The sequence below is a fragment of the Xanthomonas hawaiiensis genome, from assembly GCF_031834635.1.
In the GTDB taxonomy this organism is placed as follows: Bacteria; Pseudomonadota; Gammaproteobacteria; order Xanthomonadales; family Xanthomonadaceae; genus Xanthomonas_A; species Xanthomonas_A sacchari.
Genome location: NZ_CP115873.1, coordinates 1,688,885 through 1,705,796 on the forward strand (window position 1 = coordinate 1,688,885; position 16,912 = coordinate 1,705,796).

Below are 16,912 nucleotides of genomic sequence, written 5' to 3' on the forward strand. Positions count from 1 at the left end.
CAGTGGCGGCGAGCGCCTGAGCGCTTGGGGTCGACCGCGTGCGGCGCCGTCCTGCGGCGCCGCACGCGCAGGCTTCAGGCCGCGGCGGCCTGGGCCAGGCGCGGGCCTTCGCGCAGGGCGCGGCCGATCAGCCCGACCAGCAGGTCCAGCTCGTCGCTGTCCATCGCGAAGTGCGGGGTGAAGCGCAGCGAATTCTCGCCGCCGTGGATCACGTTGACGCCGTGCTGGCGCAGCCACTCCTCGGTGGAGCCGGCGCCGTAGCACTTGTACTGCGGGGCCAGTGCGCAGGAGAACAGCAGGCCGGTGCCCTGCACCTGGGTGATGGCGCCGCCGAGCTCGGCCTTGAGCTTCTCCAGCTTCTGCACCGCCTCGGCGCCGCGCTCGCGGATGTTGGCGCGCACCTGCGGGGTCAGTTGCGCCAGGGTGGCGGTCGCCACGTCCAGCGCGCGCGGATTGCTGGTCATGGTGTTGCCGTAGGTGCCCTTGCGGTACACCTGCGCCGCGTGCTCGGTCACCGCCAGCACCGACAGCGGGTACTGCGCGGCGTTGAGCGCCTTCGAATAGGTCTCCAGGTCCGGCGGGTCGAGCTGCTCGAAGCCGGGGTAGTCCACCACCGACAGCACGCCGTGCGCGCGCAGGCCCGCCTGGATCGAGTCGACCAGCAGCAGGCTGCCGTGGCTGCGGGTCAGTTCGCGTGCGGCGGCATAGAACGCCGGCGGCAGCGCGCGGCCGGGGTCGCCTTCGCCCATCACCGGCTCCAGGAACACCGCCTCGATGAAGCAGCCGTGCTGCTCGGCCTCGGCGAAGGCGCGGCGCAGCGCCTCCACGTCGTAGGGCGCGATGGCGATCAGCGCGTCGTCGCCGCGGTAGCTGGCCAGGTGCTGCAGATAGGTCTTGCGGCTGGAATCGGAATACATGCCGGGCCGGTCGGTGCGGCCATGGAAGCTGCCCTTGACCACCAGACGCTTGATCTTGGCGCCGGCGTGGCGCGCGCCCGGATCGGTCTGCAGCTTGGCGTTGATGTCGACGATGCGCGCGGCCAGGCCCACCGCTTCGGAGCCGGAGTTGAGGCACATGAAGCGGGCGTACGGGCAGCCGCCGCGGCGGTGGCCGATCTCCGCGCGCAGCGCGCGCTCGAAGCGCAGCTGCGCCAGGTTGGGGGTCATCACGTTGGCCATCACCTGCGGCCGCGCCATCGCCTCCAGCACCGCTTCCGGGGTGTGGCCGAAGCCGAGCATGCCGTAGCCGCCGGCGTCGTACAGCACGGCGCCCTTCAAGGTCACCACCCACGGGCCGCGCGCGCTCAGCGCCACGTACGGGGTCACCGCGTCGTCGGCGTAGAAATTGACGAAACCGGCCTGCAGGTGGCGGATCTGCTCGGCCTCGTCCAGTTCCAGCAACTCGGCGAATTCGGCAGCGATGCGCGCGTAGTCGTCGCCCGCCGCCTCGATCGCCGCGCGCAGCGCCGGATGCGAGGCCGCCAGGCGTTCGATGCTGGCGTCGTCCAGGCCACGGGTCAGGCGGTCGCCGGCATGGGCACGGAGCGGGGCGAGGGGGCCGAGTACGGTCATGGGCGATCTCCTGAAGGCGGGCTGTCTGGTGACGATCCTGTCTATTATCGGGACAGGATCGTCGAATGGCAGCGTGAATCCGTGCAGGAATTGACGCGATTTCGTCGATTCGACGAAAATCGCGGGTCATGAAGATCACCGCCTCCGACGACGCCCTGCTGTCGCTGCTGCGCGAGGACGCGCGCGCCTCCACCGCCCAGATCGCCCGCCGCCTCGGCCTGTCGCGCACCACCGTGCAGAGCCGGATCGAGCGCCTGGAGCGCGAGGGGGTGATCTGCGGCTACACCGTGCGCACCCGCGACGACTACGAACAGGGCCACATCCGCGCGCACATCCTGATCACCGTGCTGCCGAAGAAGATGACCTCGGTGGTCAAGGCGCTGCGCGAGATCGACGCGGTGCGTGTGCTGCATTCGGTCAGCGGCTCCTTCGACCTGATCGCGCTCGGCGTGGTGCCGGGCGTCAACGACATGGACGAACTGACCGACCGCATCGGCGCGCTGGATGGGGTGGAGCGCACGACCTCGTCGATCATTCTGTCCACAAAATTCGAGCGGTGAAGCGCAGGGATTCGGGATTGGGGATTCGCAAGAGCAGGAGCGGGTTCCCCGGGCTTTGCCAATCCCCACTCCCGAACCCCCAATCCCGGCGCCGCTACAATGGCCGGCCCCATTCCCGATCTCCCCGGCGCCTTGAAAAAGTCCGATTTCCACTACGACCTGCCTGAAGACCTGATCGCGCAGGCGCCGCTGGCCGAGCGCTCGGCCAGCCGGCTGCTGCTGGTGCCACCGGCGCCGGCGCCCTTCGCCGATCGGCACGTGCGCGACCTGCCCGAGTTGCTGCGTGCCGGCGATCTGTTGATCTTCAACGACACGCGGGTGATCCCGGCGCGGCTGTTCGGGCAGAAGAGCACCGGCGGGCGGGTCGAGATCCTGATCGAGCGGCTGCTCGGCGGCCAGCGCGCGCGGGCGCAACTGGGCGTGAGCAAGTCGCCCAAGGCCGGCGCACGCATTGCCCTGGATGCCGGCGGCGAGGCCGAGGTGCTGGGCCGCGATGGCGAGTTCTACCAGTTGCAGTTCCATGTGGACGGCGCGCTGGAGCACTGGCTGCAGCAGGCAGGACGCTTGCCGTTGCCGCCGTACATCCGCCGCGAGCCGGGGCTGGACGACCGCGAGCGCTACCAGACCGTGTTCGCGCGCGAGGCCGGCGCGGTCGCCGCGCCGACCGCGGGCCTGCATTTCGACGCGCCGCTGCTGCAGGCGCTGCAGCAGCGCGGGGTCGAGGTCGGGCATGTGACCCTGCACGTGGGCGCCGGCACCTTCCAGCCGGTGCGGGTGGAAGCGCTGGAACAGCACCAGATGCACCGCGAGTGGCTCAACGTCGGTGCCAGCCTGGTCGAGCAGGTGCGGCGCACGCGCGCGGCCGGCGGCCGCGTGATCGCGGTCGGGACCACCGTGGTGCGCGCGCTGGAGAGCGCGTCCAAGGACGGCGAACTGCATCCGTTCGCCGGCGAAACGCAGATCTTCATCCTGCCCGGCTACCGCATCCGCAGCGTCGACGCGATGGTGACCAACTTCCATCTGCCCGAGAGCACGCTGCTGATGATGGTCTCGGCCTTCGCCGGCCGCGAGCGCATCTTCGCTGCGTATCGCCACGCCATCGCCCAGCGCTACCGCTTCTTCAGCTACGGCGACGCGATGCTGCTGTGGAGCAGCGAGACGCCGGCAGAACGCGCCGGATAACGCGCCGCGTCGCCGCGCCCGCACACTGGCGCGCTGCGGCGCCTCGCGCCCTGGATCTGCGCATGCCAGACAGCGCGCATGCGCACGCGATTGCGTCATCGCATCGCGACCTCGGTGCTCACTCCCGATCGTCTTGCCGACGCTGCCGCATCGATGCGACACATGCGCGGACTGTGATGCGCGGCGTGCAGCGTCTGCCTGAGTAGACGATGCCGCGCATGCGGTAGGGGAGCTGCGCATGCCTCTCGTCCTTGTTGGTTGGAACCCCTGTTCCGGTGCCCCGATGAGCGGGGCATCCCCCAGTCAAAGGATGAGTCCATGAAGAAGACATCGACCGAACTGCTGCTGGCCGCGCTGCTGGCGAGCCTGGCCGTCGCCTCCGCGCACGCGCAGCCGCAAGCAGCCGGCGGCGGCAAGTTCCCGGCCAAGCGCATGCTGCAGGAAGCGACCATGCCGCGCACCGATACGCAGGGGCGACGCCTGTACGCGATCGACCTCAACCCGTTCGTGCTGCAGGAGACCACACGCCTGTACGCCAAGTCCCGTCCCTCGGACTACCGCACGCTGGATCCGGCGATCCGTGCGCACGAGAACAGCACCGGCATAGTCCACTTCGCCGACCAGATCGCGCAGTTGCCGGGGGTGAAGATCGAGCGGGTGCTGTCGACGGTCTCCAGCACCGTCTATGCCTGGATGCCGGAGCGCACCGCGACGCAACTGCTCAAGGCCGACTGGGTGGTGTCGGTGCGCGGGGTCGAGGCGGCGCACGCCACGTTCTCGGCCGCGGGCGACATCGTCAATGGTGGCGAGATCACGTCCTGGGCGCTGCCGTATACGCAGACCAACGACGGATTCACCACCTCCAATCCCGCTTATCTGCTCGATGCGGTACTGGACAATCCGCCGCATCCCGAGCTCAACGTGGTGTATCGCCAGGATTTCCCGACGCTGTCGCCCAACCCGCTGCACAGCACCGCGACGGCCGGCCTGATCGGCGCCAGGCAGAATGGGCAACTGGTGCGTGGCGTCAATCCAGGCCAGCCGATCAAGGCGTTCGGCCTTGCCGATCTGAACGAAAGCACGGTGGCCACGGCGCTGGATGCCGCAGTGCGCTACGCCGAGGCGTCGGGCGAATTCGCCGTCTTGAACATGTCGTTCAATCAGAGCCCGGGCGGGACCTACAACCCGTTCAACGCCAGCAATCGCTGGGGCCGCCGCATGCGCGCGGCGAGCAATCGCTTCTTCATCACCCAGTCGGCGGGCAATGCCTACACGGTCGGGCTCTCGCCGCTGGAGCAGGACGCGTGCAAGGTGGCGTTCGGCTACGTCGATCCGCAGACCCAGCAAGGGTTTGCACGCGACATGGACGGCATCGTCGTGGTCGGTGGACTGCAGCGCGACGGCTCGCGTTTCGGGGGCGCCGAGAATAGTTATCGGTGGGGCGGCTATGCCAAGGGATCGACGGTCGGGCCCTGCATCGAGGCGTGGGCACCCGCGCACGAAATCACCAACCTCATTTACGATGGCGGCACCGAAGCGGTTTCCGGCACCTCGTTTGCCGCGCCGATCGTCGCCGCGATCGCCTCGCGCTACGGCAACACTCAGACCCGGCCGATCGAACGCGAGGCCTACATCAAGGCCGGCCTCAGCAACACCGGCTACAGCGAGGCGGGCCTGCCGCTGCGCAAGGTGCAGTACGTCGCGCCGTCCTCGCTCAACCTGATCAAGCGCCTGCCGATCATCGGTGCGACCTCGCCGACCAATTCGGACAACCTGGCCTCGCTGTACGACGGCCGCTTCTTCAGCGACACGGACTATTGGAACGCCCGCACCAACTGGGGCAGCGTCACCGTGAACCTGGGGCAGATGCGCAAGGTCACCGGCGTGCGCATCACCGTGCGCACCGCCGCCAGCGAAACCGCGGGCACGCCGCAGCCGATCGACTTCGCCGTTTCCGCTGGCCGTCACGGCGCGGTGTTCGGCGGGAGCTCCAGTCCGGGACCGGTGTACTTCGACAATCCGCAGTACTACACCGAGCCCGACCAGTCGGACGTGGCGCCGGTGTACATCGCCCTGGATGGCAGTGTCTCCCAGTACCTGAAGATCGAGGCCAACAACCTGTACTCGTGGCTGGCCTACTCGGAAATCGAGGTCTACGGCGAGTGAAGCGTACAGGCGCCGCGGCTGAGCGCGGCGGCGCCTGCAACGCCTTGCTGATGGTTATGCCCTGGGCTGATGCGGTCACGGCCTAATCGTGGCGAGAAGACCACCGCGCGCTATGCGCATTCAACCGCGCTCACGCTTCCGTTTGCACATCTTCGCCTCCTTCGGCAGCCCCCTCACCCGAGGGGGCGCTTCTCCAACTGCCTCAGCGACCGGGACGTTACCAATCCCAAATCCCGACTCCCCAATCCCCGTTACTTGATCGGCTCGTCCAGCATCAGCTCACGCACGAACCGCACCGGCGGCGCGCCGTAGGACAGCACTTGGTCGTGGTAGGCCTTGAGGTTGAACTTGGCACCGAGCTTGTCCTGCATCGCCTTGCGCAGGTCCAGGTGTTCCTGCACGCCGACGAAGTAGGTCGGCAGTTGCGCCGAGGTCAGCTGCGCGCGGACCCACTTGCCCTCGGCCTCGCTCTGCTGCTGGAAGGTGTCGTGGACCATCAGGTGCAGCGCCTGTTCCTTGCTCCAGCCGTCCACGTGCACGCCCTGGTCGAGCAGCGCGTTGGCGATGCTGCGCAGGTAGAACTTCAATTGCACCAGGTGGAACAGCGGATCGTTGTCCAGATAACCCTGCTCCTGCATCATCCGCTCGGTGTACACCGCCCAGCCTTCGGCGAACACGCCCGAGCGCAGCACGCCGCGCAGCGTGGACGGGAACTTGGCCGAGTGCCAGCCTTCCACGTAATGCCCGGGCACGCCCTCGTGGATGCTCAGCAGGTGGATCATGCGGCTGTTGTATTCGCGCAGGAACGAGTCGGCCTGCTGCGCGGTCCAGTCGTCGGGAATCGGCGACACCGCGTAGAAGGTCTTCAGGTTCTTGTCCAACGGGCCCGGCGAATCGCAGTACGCCACCGCCACGCCGCGCTGGAACTCGGGCATGAGGATGATGTCCACCGGCGCGTCGGGCAGGGTCACCAGATCCTTCTTGCGCACGAAGTCGGTGGCGTCGGCAAGCGAGGCCTTGGCGGCCTCGACCACCTTGTCGCGCGCCGGATGCTGCGCATAGGCCAGCTCCAGCGCCGCCTCGATCGCCTTCTGCTGCTGTTCGTCGCTCGGCGCGTCGACCAGGGCCGGCGCGCCGGGGGTGTCCTTGAGCACGGTGCGGGCGATGCCGTACATGTCCTGGCGCACGCGCGTGAGCTCGGCCTCGGCGCGCTGCTTGATCTCGGCGCGCGACAGCGACGAGTTGAGCGCGAACTTCAGTTTCTGGTCGTACTTCTCTGCGCCGAGGCGGAAGTCGCCTTTGGCGTTGGGCACCAGGGTCTGGTCCAGCCAGGTCTGCTGTTCGGCCACGGCCTTCTTCAGGCCCTCGATCGCCGCCTGCAGGCGCTGCGCGTCGGCCTGCGGCAGTTCCTGGATGTGCGGGACGATGAAGCTGTCGACGATGCTGAGGATGCCGCGGTTCTGCTTGGCCACGGTCTTGGCGCTGATCTCCGACACGCGGGCCGGGTCGAGGTTGGCGCGCGCTTGCGCGAACAGCGCCGGGATCTTTTCCATGCGCGCGGTGGCCGACTTCAGCCGCTCCGGCAGCGGTGCGAACTCGCGCGCCATCAGCCCGTAGATCGCGCCGCCGGCCAGGCCGTTGTAGACCTGCGGGTCGGTCGCCCAACCCTGCGCCACCTCGCTGTTCCAGATGTCCGACTGCAACTGGTTGCGCAGGATCGCCGCGTCCACCTGGTTCTCGCGCGAGAGCTTGGCCACGTCGAGCTTGTCCAGCTCGGCCAGCAACTGCTTGCTCGCGTCCAGGCTCTTCTGCCGGCCGGCGGCGCTGAGGTCGTCCAGTTCGCTGTCGTAGCGATGGTCGCCGGTCTGGGTGGCGCCGACCGGGGACAGCTGCATCCAGGTGTCGACGGCGCGCTTGGACAGCGCGGCGAAGCTGGCGTCGGCGGCTGCGTCGGGCGCGGCGGCGGCCTGGCCGGTGGCGTTGCTGGCGGCGGGCGCGTCGGCGGGTTTCTGGCAGCCGGCGAGGGCGGCGAGCAGGGCGGCGGCGAGCAGGTGCTTGCGCATCGGGGTTCCTGGTATGGGTCGATCCGCCAGGGTAGCGCCGCTGTGGCTGCCGGCGCCCCTGCCATTGGATTACCCTTGATGCTTTCGCCATTCAGGAGCACCGCAATGCAGGACAAGGGACGTCGCCATCATGGCCATGTCGCACGCGATACCGTGTTCGATCCGGAAGCCGCGGCCGCAGCGGCTGGCACGGTCGCTGTCGTAGCGCCTGCGCGTCGGCGCTGGTGTCGCTGGGCCGCCTCCCTGGCGCTGGCGGTGTCGATCGCGGCCTGCAGCCGCGGCGGCGAGAGCGCGGCGCTGCCGGCCGCCCATCTCTATTCCGCCGATGCCGCCAGTAGCGCGGCCAGTGCCGCCGAGGCTGCGGCGCAGGCGGCAGACGCGGCCGTCGCAGCGCCGCCGCCGAGTCCCGGCGCTTCCGCCATGCCGTCCCTGGCTTATGAGCACGAGGTCGATGTGGCGCTGCCGGCGGCGCAGATTCCCGCACGGCTCAAGCAGTTGCAGGAACGCTGCCGGACATCCGGTTTCGGCGCATGCACGGTGTTGCAGGTCGAACAGCGCGGCGGCGAGCGGCCGCGCGGCGAACTCAGCGTGCGGATCGCGCCCGCCGGGGTCGAGCCGTTGATCGCGCAGGCGGGACAGGGCGGCCAGATCGAGAGCCGCACCACCCATGCCGAGGACCTGGCGCAGGCGGTGCAGGACAACGATGCGCAGCGCCAGCGCCTGCAGGCCGAGCAGCGGCGCCTGCAGGAGTTCCAGCAGCGCCGCGATCTCAGCGTGGCCGACATGATCGCGCTGTCGGAGAAGCTGGCCGCGGTGGAGACGCAACTGCTCTCCACCAGCCAGGAAGCCGCACAGCAGCGCCGGCGCCTGGATACGCAGCGGGTGACGCTGACGTTCTCGGCGCCGACCGCCGAGCGGAGCCGTAGCGACATCGGCGATGCGCTGCACGACAGCGGCGAAATCTTCGCCGGATCGATCGCCTGGGCGATTCGCGCGGTGGTGGGGCTGGCACCGTTCGTGCTGCTCGGCTATGCGGTGTGGCGGCTGATCGCCTGGCGCCGACGTCGGCGTCGTTCGGCCTAGGAGACAGGAACTGTTCCCGTCCGATGGGATCGGGCGGGAGTGGATGGAGGTGAGTGCGCGCGGTGTTGCCACGCGTTGCCGACGGAACGGTGGCACGCCATCCAGCAGCCGTGGACGATGATGGGTGGCGGGTCGCGGCTGAAGCCGCTCCTACCGTTCTTCTCGTCTGACACTCAAGCGCGAGCAACAGCAAGACGACTCCTGCTGGGGCTCGCGATACCTTGGCTCGGGGCACTGTGGGAGGGACTTCAGTCCCGACGCCTTAAGGTCGGCTACCTGGGGCACGGCTGGCGTCGCTGGAAAGCAAGGATGCTGGCCATGGGCATGCCAGGACGCTGCGCCATGCGGCGCAACGCCCCGGATGCAGGCCTCAGCCCTCGTCCTGTTCGAACTCCACGACCACGTCCAGTTCGAACGCCAGGGCTTCCACGGCCTCGCGCACCTTCTGTGCGGTGGCGGCATTACCGGCGTCCACTTCCACTTCGTGGGTGCCCGGTCCCTGGTCGTCGGGCAGGCCGGCGGAACTGGAATCGTCGTCGTCCATGTGCGGCATCAGATCGTCGATTTCCTCGACGTGCTCGATGCCGTCCAGGCTCGACAGCAGGTTGATGATGGCGCGGGCGTCGTCCTCGCTGCCGGTGATGCGGATGCGGAGCTGGGGCATGGGCCTTCCTCTTGGGGGGAAGGCGCAGGCTAGGCAGGCATCGGCTAAGGCGGGGTGATGACGCGCTCAGCGCGCCGGCGCAACGTCCGGGCCGGCATGCTCGGCCACCGGCAGCAGCAGCGCCTCGGCGGCCGCGCGCAGCATGGTCGGGGCGATGTAGCGGCGATGCGCGGCGGCGATCAGCGTCATGTATAGGTGGCCGAAGCGATTGCGGCAGGCCACGCGCGTTTCCAGGCTCAGCTCGGCGCTGCCGTCGTCGCGCAGCGTCACGCCGACGCAACTGCGGAACACCAGGTGGCGGTCGTCGGCACCGAGCAGCACCTGCACGCGTCGCGCCTGTGCGGACGAGGCCTGCGCCAGCACCGGGAACCGCCCGGCGAACAGCTGATCGCGCTGCGGCGACAGCAGCGAGGACACCGGGCAGCCCAGCGGCGAGGTGCGTAGCCGCAGCGGTGCCACGAGAAGGTTGCGCAGGCGCATCAGCCAGGTCACGCCACGCGGCGGGTGCTGCAGGAAACCGTCCAGCAACGCCGTCATCAGCGCATGCGCCCCCAGCGGCCGCAGCGCCTGCGCCGGCACCGTCAGCCGCACGCTGTCCTGGTGATGATGCGTGGGCAGCTGCGGTTCGAGCAGCGAGCCGGGCAGCAACTGCGGCGTCACCTGCGCACGCGACAGGCGCGGCGCCAGCGTCGCGAAGCCGGCCGGATGCCGCCAGGCGCCCAGCGCCTGCCGCAGGCGTCCGCTGAGCGCACGCAGACCGGCGCACCAGGCCAGGCGCCGGCTGCCCGGCGAGGCCGCCAGCGACAGCCGGACCGTCGGCACGGATCGCGCCTGTGCCTGCGGCGATGCCAGCAGGGCAGCGACCGGGGCCGGCAGCAGTTCGGTGAGGGTGGCGATGTCGGCGGTACCGGCCAATACCTGCGCGCGCACGTCGTCGGCAAGCGCGCCACCGGCTTCGTCGCTGTGGCAGGACAGGGCGAAGAACGCCGGGTGCCCGGACTGCGCGCGCAGCGGCGCGAACTGGTGCCAGGTGCCGCCGCCGAAGCGCACGCTGAACAGGCAATCGGCGGGCAATTCGACATGGCGCAGCGCGGCGAGGAAATGCTGCGGATCCTGCTCCAGTTGCGCCGGCGAGGCGGTGCTGAAACGCAGCAGCGCGCCGCCGCTGCCGGTGATCGCGGTGAACATGCGATGCCCGGCATGGCAATGGAACGGATGGCCGCCGGCGCCGACCGCGAACGAGTACAGCGCGGTGGACTCGCCGTTGCCGAAATCGGTGCCGGCCAAGCGCGCCGAGGGTTCGTCCAGGGCGTCGCGGAATTGCGGATGCGCACGCTGCCGCAGGCAGGCCTGGGCGATCAGCGGATCGCCGGCGCCGACCCCGAGCTGGGCGATCAGGATGACCTCCACCGGCAGGCCGCCGCTGTAGGAGGGCAGGCGCACCGAGGGGAATCCGGTTTGTGCGGCGGCGTGTTCGCTGAGCGGTGCGGCGGTCATCGGCGGACTCCTGTTGCCGTGGCGGAAGGATCAGGCGGTGCGCTTGGCCTGCCTGCGCGACTCGCGCTTGAGCGGGCCGGCGCTGGGGCAGATCTCGAAGGCGAACCCACTGAGGGTGTTGACCAGGTTGTCGGGGGTGAGCCGGTAGACCACGAACTGGCCGCGGCGCTCGCTCGCCACCAACCCGGCCGCTTCCAGCACCGACAGGTGCCGCGAGATCGCCGGCGCGCTCATCGCGAAGCGCTGCCCGATCTCCCCAGCGGTAAGTTCCTGGGCCGACAGGTAGGCCAGGATCTCGCGGCGCGGGCGCGAGGCGAGGGCTTCGAAGACGCGGTCGATGGACATCGGGACTTAGCTAATTAACGAATTGGTTAATTAATGGCGTGGTATGTGCCGCTTGTCAATGGTGTTTGGCTGGCAGCCCGTGGTTGAGTCGATGCGCGCGTGGTTTCCCGTAGGAGCGGCTTCAGCCGCGACGGGCTTTACCGGTAGCGCCCCGTCGCGGCTGAAGCCGCTCCTACGGCGCGATCGATACCGCGCGCTCCTGCACGTGTGTCCTGCGACACACGGCAGCGCTAACCCGCCTTCGGCGGCAACCCGAGCAGTTCTGCCGGCAGCGCCGGCATCGGCGTGCGTTCGTCCAGCGCCTCGCGCTTGAGCCAGTCGATGAAGTGGCTGGCGGCCGGGCTGAGCAGGCGGTGGGTCGGATGCACGATGTAGTAGGAATAGCGCGCGGTCAGCGCCGGCCCGGGCAGGCGCACCAGCTCGTAGCGCTGCAGGTAGGGCTGGGCGATGTGCTTGCGCGCCAGCACGGCGCCCACGCCGTAGACGGCCGCGCGCATCGCATCGGTGCTGTCGTTGAAGGTGTGCATCGGCGGCAGCGCCACGCCGCGCACGCCGGCGGCGCGGAACCAGTCGCGCCAGCCCTGCGGCGACATGTCGGTGAGCAGCGGCAACTGCGCGATCTGCTCGGGCCGGCGCAAGGTCGCCAGTTGCGGCAGGGCCGGCGAGGCCACCGGGAACAGGGCATCGTCCATCAGGTGGTGCGAGGTCAGCCCCGGCCAGGCGCCCTGGCCATAGCGGATGCCCAGATCCGGGCCGCCCTCCTCGAAGCGCGAGAACGCCGCATCGGTCTGGATGTCCAGGCGCACGTGCGGATATGCCTGGCAGAAGCGCGGCAGGCGCGGCAGCAGCCAGCAGTACGAGAGCGAGCGCAGCGTGGTGATGCGCAGCGGTGCGGTGTCGGCCTGCGGATGCAGGTTGCCGGCCACCGCGGCGATGTCGGCCAGCGCCGCGCTGGCGGCATCGGCCAGTTGCCGGCCTTCGGCGGTCAGCTTGACCCCGCGCGCATGGCGCTGGAACAGCGTCGCGCCGAGCAGGGCTTCCAGGCGCCGCACATGGTGGCTGACCGCACTGGCGGTGAGATGCAGTTCCTCCGCGGCATGGGCGAAGTTCTGGTGGCGCGCGGCGGCGGCGAACACGCCGAGCGCGGGCAGCAGGGACGGACGCAGTTGCACGGTCAGACACGCGGCAGATTTGTGGCTCGCGACGATACTACGCGCTTGTAGCCCCTGCTGCACCGCGCGATGCTGGCAGCCGAACACGACATGCGCGGCCGGTGGCGATGCGAGGTCGGTGCAGGGGCACCGACGGGCGTTCGCCGCCGGCAGCCGATGCGTGGCGTCGCACGATCGCTGCGGCGCGTTGCCGATCGACCGCGAGCCTCCGCCATGCCCACCGCCGAACCCCCCTTGCAGCCGGCCATCGCCTCGGCCTCTCCCACGCCTGTGTCCGACCCCGCAGTACCGCGCGACTGGCGCACCCCGCTGGAGCTGGGGTTCCTCGGCGTCGTCTGGGGCTGCTCGTTCCTGTTCATGCGCGTGGCCGCGCCGCAGTTCGGCGCGTATGCGCTGGTGGAACTGCGCCTGGCGCTGGGCGCGGCGGTGCTGCTGCCGTTCCTGTGGCTGGCGCGGGCGCGCTTCCCGCTGCGGCGCTGGCCGACCCTGGCGGCGATCGGCGTGCTCAACTCCGCGCTGCCGTTCCTGTTGTTCGCCTGGGGCGCGCAGCATGCGCCGGCCGCGATCGGTGCGATCTGCAATGCGATGACCGTGCTGTTCACCGCGTTGATCGCCTTCCTGTTCTTCGGCGAGCGCATCGGCACCCGGCGCGCGCTGGCATTGCTGGTCGGCTTCATCGGCGTGCTGGTCTTGGCCACCGGCAAGTCGGCCGGGCTCAGCGTCGGTCCGTCCGCCTTCGCCGGCGCCACCGCCTCGCTGCTGTACGGCATCGGCTACAACCTGGTGAAGCGGCACATGGGCGACCTGCCGCCGGCTGCGTCGGCGGCGGCCACGCTCGGCTGCAGCGCGCTGCTGCTGGCGCCGCTGGCGTGGACGCATTGGCCGACCGCGCCGGTGTCGGCGCTGGCCTGGGCCTGCGCGGGCGGCCTGGGTGTGGTCTGCACCGGCCTGGCCTACCTGATGTACTACCGGCTGATCCAGCGCATCGGCCCGGCCCGCGCCTCGACCGTGACCTACCTGATCCCGGTGTTCGGCGCGCTGCTGGCCTGGTGGTTCCTGGGCGAGCCGCTGACCTGGACCATGCTGCTGGCGGGCATGCTGATCCTGGGCAGCGTCGCCTTCAGCCAGCGCGCACGCTAGCAGCACAGCTTGCGGGCGTGCGCGAGGACGCCGATGCTGGCGCCCGCGGCCCATTCCCTTCGCCTGGAGAACGACGCAATGACCGATTCCCTGCTCGCATCGCAGTTCGCGTTCAAGGCCTGGGCCAACGCCGAACTGCTGCAGGCGCTGGCGCAGATCGATGCGGTTGCGTATCCGGCGCAGCGTCAACGCGCGATCCGGCTGCTGAACCATACCTACGTGGTGGACCGGATCTTCGCCGCGCACCTGGAGGGCGGCACGCACGCATACACGGCCAGCAACACGCCGCAAATGCCGGAACTGGAGGCGCTGGGTGCGGCGGTGGCCGAATCGGACCGATGGTATGCCGATTACGTCGCCCGGCTCGACGCGCCCGCCTTGCAGCAGACGCTCGCGTTCCGTTTCACCGATGGCGATGCCGGCCGCATGAGCCGGCAGGAAATGCTGTTCCACGTGCTCGCGCATGGCGCCTTCCACCGCGGCAACATCGCCATGCTGCTGACCGAGTGCGCGGTGGAGCAACCGCGCGAACTGTTCACTCGCTTCCTGCACACGCAGCAGCCGCAGCGGCGCAGCGTCGGCGACGCCTGAGCGCGCGCCGTCCGCCGCGCGCATGCAGCGTCACTGCGGCGGCGCGCGCACCGGCAGCGGCACGTTGCACAGGTCGATATGCCCGGCCGGACGCTTGTAGAAATCGTCGCGGCGGTTGCGCCGCGCCTCGGCCACCTCGCGGAAGGTGCGGCTATCGGTGCGCAGCAATTGCAGCGGGGTGCGCTCGGCGTCCGGCACGTCGCTGGCCAGGCGGATCGCGCGGATCGGCGTGCGTTGCTCGGGTTTTTCGTAGAAGCCCATCGGGTCCGGTCCGCGCGGGATCACGCTGAGCAGTTCCATGCCCTTGACCACGCGGCCGACCACGCTGATGTTGCGGTCCAGTTGCCGCGGCGATTGCCCGGTGACCACATACAGTTCGGCGCCGATGCTGCTGTCTTCGTCGTTGTTGCGGCCGGCACCCACGGTGCCGTAGCAATGCGCCAGCCAGGCGGTGCCGGCCTTGGGATCGCGCGCCACCTGAAAGCCGTCGACGAAGCCCACCTGCGGCGCCCAGCCGTCGCGGTCGGGCAGGGGCTGGAACGCCAGGCCCGCGGCCGCGCGCTGGAATTCGGCGGGCAGGTGGGTCCTGGCGCTGCCCAGCGACTTGGCCTTGCCCGGCTCCTCGCCATCGGGGTCGCCGAACTGCACCACGAAATTGTCCTGCGAGCGGTAGATGCTCAGGCCGTCCCAGAAGTGCTCGTGGGCCAGGGTGCGGATGTTGCCGACGTGCTGTGGCGCGAACGCCGGTGCCAGTTCGATGATCACCCGGCCGGTGTCCAGCTCCAGGTACAGCGTGTTGGCCGGATCCAGCGTGCGCCAGTCGCTGGGCTTGGAGGCGTCCAGGATCTGTTGCGGGCTGCGGTACGGCACGGCCGGCGGTGGTGCCCCCGCCCATGCGGCGGAGGCGGACAGCGACAACGCGAGGGCGAGCAGGGAAGTGCGCAGCGGCATGAGGGCGGCCCGGTCGGTGAGCGCTCGATTCTCACCGAAGCGGCCGCCGCTGCCAATGCGCCGTCGGCACGGCGCGACGGCCGTGCCGGTTTCAACGCGGCTCAGGATAGCGCGCGCCGCTGCGGTTCCTGCGTGTCCTGCACCGGCGCCTGGGTCGGCACCGGCGGCAGCGCGGCCAGTTGCCTGGCGCTCTCGGCGGCCGGGATGGTCGCCGCCTGCGCGGCGTCCACGTAGGCCACGCGCTTGTCGGCGGACATCGGGTCGCCCTGTACCGCGAATACGCGGCCGTTGTCGTTGCGCAGGACGTGATCGACCTGGGTCAGGCCATCGCGCCGCGCCGCCAGCAGCAGGCCGCTCGCGACGTTGGCGTCGTAGGGCGTGAGCTTGCGCTCGATCGCCTGTTGCATCGCCTGCTGTTGCGGATCGGCGGCGGCGCGCGTGGGCGCTGACGGTGATGGCGGGTCGGGGCGGTCGACCTGCGCGTCGATGCGGACCAGGTCGCCGCCCGGCGTGCCGCCGGCGCTGCTGGACACGCGGAACAGGCGCTCGCTCAGCCCGTACTGGGAATTGCCCAGGTTGCGCGCCAGGCCGATCGCGAAGTCCTGCGGACTCTGCTTCGCATATTCCGCCGCCTCGTGCGCGGTCATCGGACTGGCCTGGGCGGCGCGCTGGTACTGCTGGCGCAACGCGTCCATCTGCTGTTCGGAGAAACGCAGGGTGGCGTTCTGGCCAACCCTGATCGGTGGGTTGGCCGTGTCGGTGTCCTTGCCGGTGAGCGCGGCGTTGAGCAGTTGCGCCTGGTTGTGGTCGACCTTGTCGAAGGTGAACTGGTAGCTGCGTTCGTCCACGCGCTCCTTGCCCGCCGGGTCGAACTGGCGGGTCAGGGTCATCGGCACGTTGCCGGCGTACTGCAGCTTGCCGACCACGCTGGAACTGCCGTCGGCATAGGTGGTGCGCACGTTCTCGCCAGTGTTGCGCTGGCCGCCCAGTTCGGCCTTGAACGGACCCAGGCCGAGTTGCGCGCGGGTCTGCGAGCTCATGGTCAGGCTTTCGACTTTCTGCACGTCGCCGACGCCGGGCGCGTTGGTCGCGAGCTTGCCGCTGGCCAGGAAGTCGCGATAGGCGGCTTGTGCCTGCGGCTCGCGCAGGTCGAAGGTGGCGGTGCGCATGGTCGCCTGGCCCAGCGCATCCTGGCGGCCGAGCATGGCCTGGGCGACGTCGGTCTTCAGCCCCACCGCTTCCAGACGCTCCACCGCCTGGGTGGGGCCGACCGCGACGCGCACGTGGTCGGCATCCACGCGCTGCACCGCATAGCTGATGCCGGCCGCGTCGGTGCGCTCGCTGGACGTGGCGAAGCCGCGGAACGCGGCCTCCATCGAGGTCTTGGCGAACACCTGGCCATCGAGCTTGACGCTGCCGCCTTCCGGAATGGTCAGCGGGTTGAAGGGATTGACCTGGGCGGCGGCCTCGGCGTTGGCCTGACCGGGCAGGCTGACCTCGTAGCGGCCGCGTTCGCCGGCGACCTGGCTCAGGCTGCCGTCGGCGGCCAGGCGCCCGGCCTTGAAGGAGCCGCCGATGCGCTGGCCCTGGGTGAACTCCATTTCCACGTTGAACACGGTGTTGCCGTTGTCCTGCTTGCTGCCGGCGCCGACCTTGCCGGTCTGCACGACCGCGTACTCCAGCGGGCCGCGCCGAGCCTCCACGACGTTCCGGCTGGACTCGACCGAGGCGGAGTCGGCGGCGGGATCCCATTTGATCGGGCCGTTGGAGAACTGGTTGCCGGAACTGGCGAAGCTCGCTTCGGTGGCCTGCCCGGGGTGTGGGGAACTCATGCGTGACCTCCTGGATGGCATGCACAAAGGAAGGTCCGGCAGTGTAGTCAGCGCGGTGTTGCCGAAACGTTTGTCGCCGGCAACGCCAGCGCGAG

Annotated in this window: 14 protein-coding genes; 6 read left to right on the forward strand and 8 right to left on the reverse strand. The window is 69.8% G+C overall.

All coding sequences use genetic code 11. The features are described from left to right. Positions 1 to 74: 74 nt before the first annotated feature. Positions 75 to 1,571: an aminotransferase class III-fold pyridoxal phosphate-dependent enzyme gene (locus tag PG878_RS07350; RefSeq protein ID WP_209029754.1), complete on the reverse strand. Its 1,497-nt coding sequence runs from the start codon at positions 1,569 to 1,571 to the stop codon at positions 75 to 77. 128 nt (positions 1,572 to 1,699) lie between these two features. Here PG878_RS07350 and PG878_RS07355 point away from each other — a divergent pair, with 128 nt between their 5' ends. The 3 genes from PG878_RS07355 (at position 1,700) to PG878_RS07365 (ending at position 5,479) form a co-directional block, all read left to right on the forward strand. After that, a complete protein-coding gene (locus PG878_RS07355; protein WP_010344072.1) occupies positions 1,700 to 2,131 on the forward strand; it encodes an Lrp/AsnC family transcriptional regulator in 432 nt (143 codons plus the stop codon). Between the two features lie 132 nt (positions 2,132 to 2,263). Then, entirely contained in the window at positions 2,264 to 3,313 is a 1,050-nt protein-coding gene (gene queA, locus PG878_RS07360; protein WP_209029755.1) for a tRNA preQ1(34) S-adenosylmethionine ribosyltransferase-isomerase QueA, read from the forward strand. Between the two features lie 318 nt (positions 3,314 to 3,631). Then, entirely contained in the window at positions 3,632 to 5,479 is a 1,848-nt protein-coding gene (locus PG878_RS07365; RefSeq protein ID WP_209029756.1) for a S8/S53 family peptidase, read from the forward strand. 251 nt (positions 5,480 to 5,730) lie between these two features. Here PG878_RS07365 and PG878_RS07370 read toward each other — a convergent pair whose 3' ends face one another. Continuing rightward, the gene (locus PG878_RS07370; protein WP_209029757.1) at positions 5,731 to 7,542 is read right to left on the reverse strand and encodes a DUF885 domain-containing protein; all 1,812 of its coding nucleotides are present in this window, start codon (positions 7,540 to 7,542) and stop codon (positions 5,731 to 5,733) included. A 255-nt stretch (positions 7,543 to 7,797) separates the two neighbouring features. Here PG878_RS07370 and PG878_RS07375 point away from each other — a divergent pair, with 255 nt between their 5' ends. Next, on the forward strand, positions 7,798 to 8,625 hold the full coding sequence (locus tag PG878_RS07375) for a DUF4349 domain-containing protein (RefSeq protein ID WP_209029876.1): 828 nt from the start codon (positions 7,798 to 7,800) through the stop codon (positions 8,623 to 8,625). Positions 8,626 to 8,995: 370 nt separating this feature from the next. Here the strand turns inward: PG878_RS07375 and PG878_RS07380 are convergent, their stop codons facing one another. From PG878_RS07380 to PG878_RS07395, 4 genes are all read right to left on the reverse strand, one after another. Then, positions 8,996 to 9,289 (reverse strand): hypothetical protein, encoded by a 294-nt coding sequence (locus PG878_RS07380; RefSeq protein WP_010344067.1) that lies wholly within the window; start codon positions 9,287 to 9,289, stop codon positions 8,996 to 8,998. 66 nt (positions 9,290 to 9,355) lie between these two features. Then, on the reverse strand, positions 9,356 to 10,786 hold the full coding sequence (locus PG878_RS07385; protein ID WP_209029758.1) for a DUF2867 domain-containing protein: 1,431 nt from the start codon (positions 10,784 to 10,786) through the stop codon (positions 9,356 to 9,358). A 30-nt stretch (positions 10,787 to 10,816) separates the two neighbouring features. Continuing rightward, on the reverse strand, positions 10,817 to 11,131 hold the full coding sequence (locus PG878_RS07390) for a metalloregulator ArsR/SmtB family transcription factor (protein ID WP_017909067.1): 315 nt from the start codon (positions 11,129 to 11,131) through the stop codon (positions 10,817 to 10,819). 230 nt (positions 11,132 to 11,361) lie between these two features. Beyond that, the gene (locus tag PG878_RS07395) at positions 11,362 to 12,303 is read right to left on the reverse strand and encodes a LysR substrate-binding domain-containing protein (RefSeq protein ID WP_209029759.1); all 942 of its coding nucleotides are present in this window, start codon (positions 12,301 to 12,303) and stop codon (positions 11,362 to 11,364) included. Positions 12,304 to 12,516: 213 nt separating this feature from the next. Here PG878_RS07395 and PG878_RS07400 point away from each other — a divergent pair, with 213 nt between their 5' ends. Together PG878_RS07400 and PG878_RS07405 are read left to right on the forward strand one after the other, a co-directional pair. Beyond that, a complete protein-coding gene (locus PG878_RS07400) occupies positions 12,517 to 13,443 on the forward strand; it encodes a DMT family transporter (protein ID WP_244663448.1) in 927 nt (308 codons plus the stop codon). Positions 13,444 to 13,521: 78 nt separating this feature from the next. Continuing rightward, a complete protein-coding gene (locus PG878_RS07405; protein ID WP_209029760.1) occupies positions 13,522 to 14,034 on the forward strand; it encodes a DinB family protein in 513 nt (170 codons plus the stop codon). A 30-nt stretch (positions 14,035 to 14,064) separates the two neighbouring features. Here PG878_RS07405 and PG878_RS07410 read toward each other — a convergent pair whose 3' ends face one another. After that, the gene (locus PG878_RS07410) at positions 14,065 to 14,985 is read right to left on the reverse strand and encodes a peptidylprolyl isomerase (RefSeq protein WP_244663447.1); all 921 of its coding nucleotides are present in this window, start codon (positions 14,983 to 14,985) and stop codon (positions 14,065 to 14,067) included. Between the two features lie 101 nt (positions 14,986 to 15,086). Continuing rightward, positions 15,087 to 16,817 carry an XVIPCD domain-containing protein gene (locus PG878_RS07415; protein WP_209029761.1) on the reverse strand — a complete coding sequence of 577 codons (1,731 nt, stop codon included), beginning with the start codon at positions 16,815 to 16,817 and terminating at the stop codon, positions 15,087 to 15,089. Positions 16,818 to 16,912: the final 95 nt, after the last annotated feature.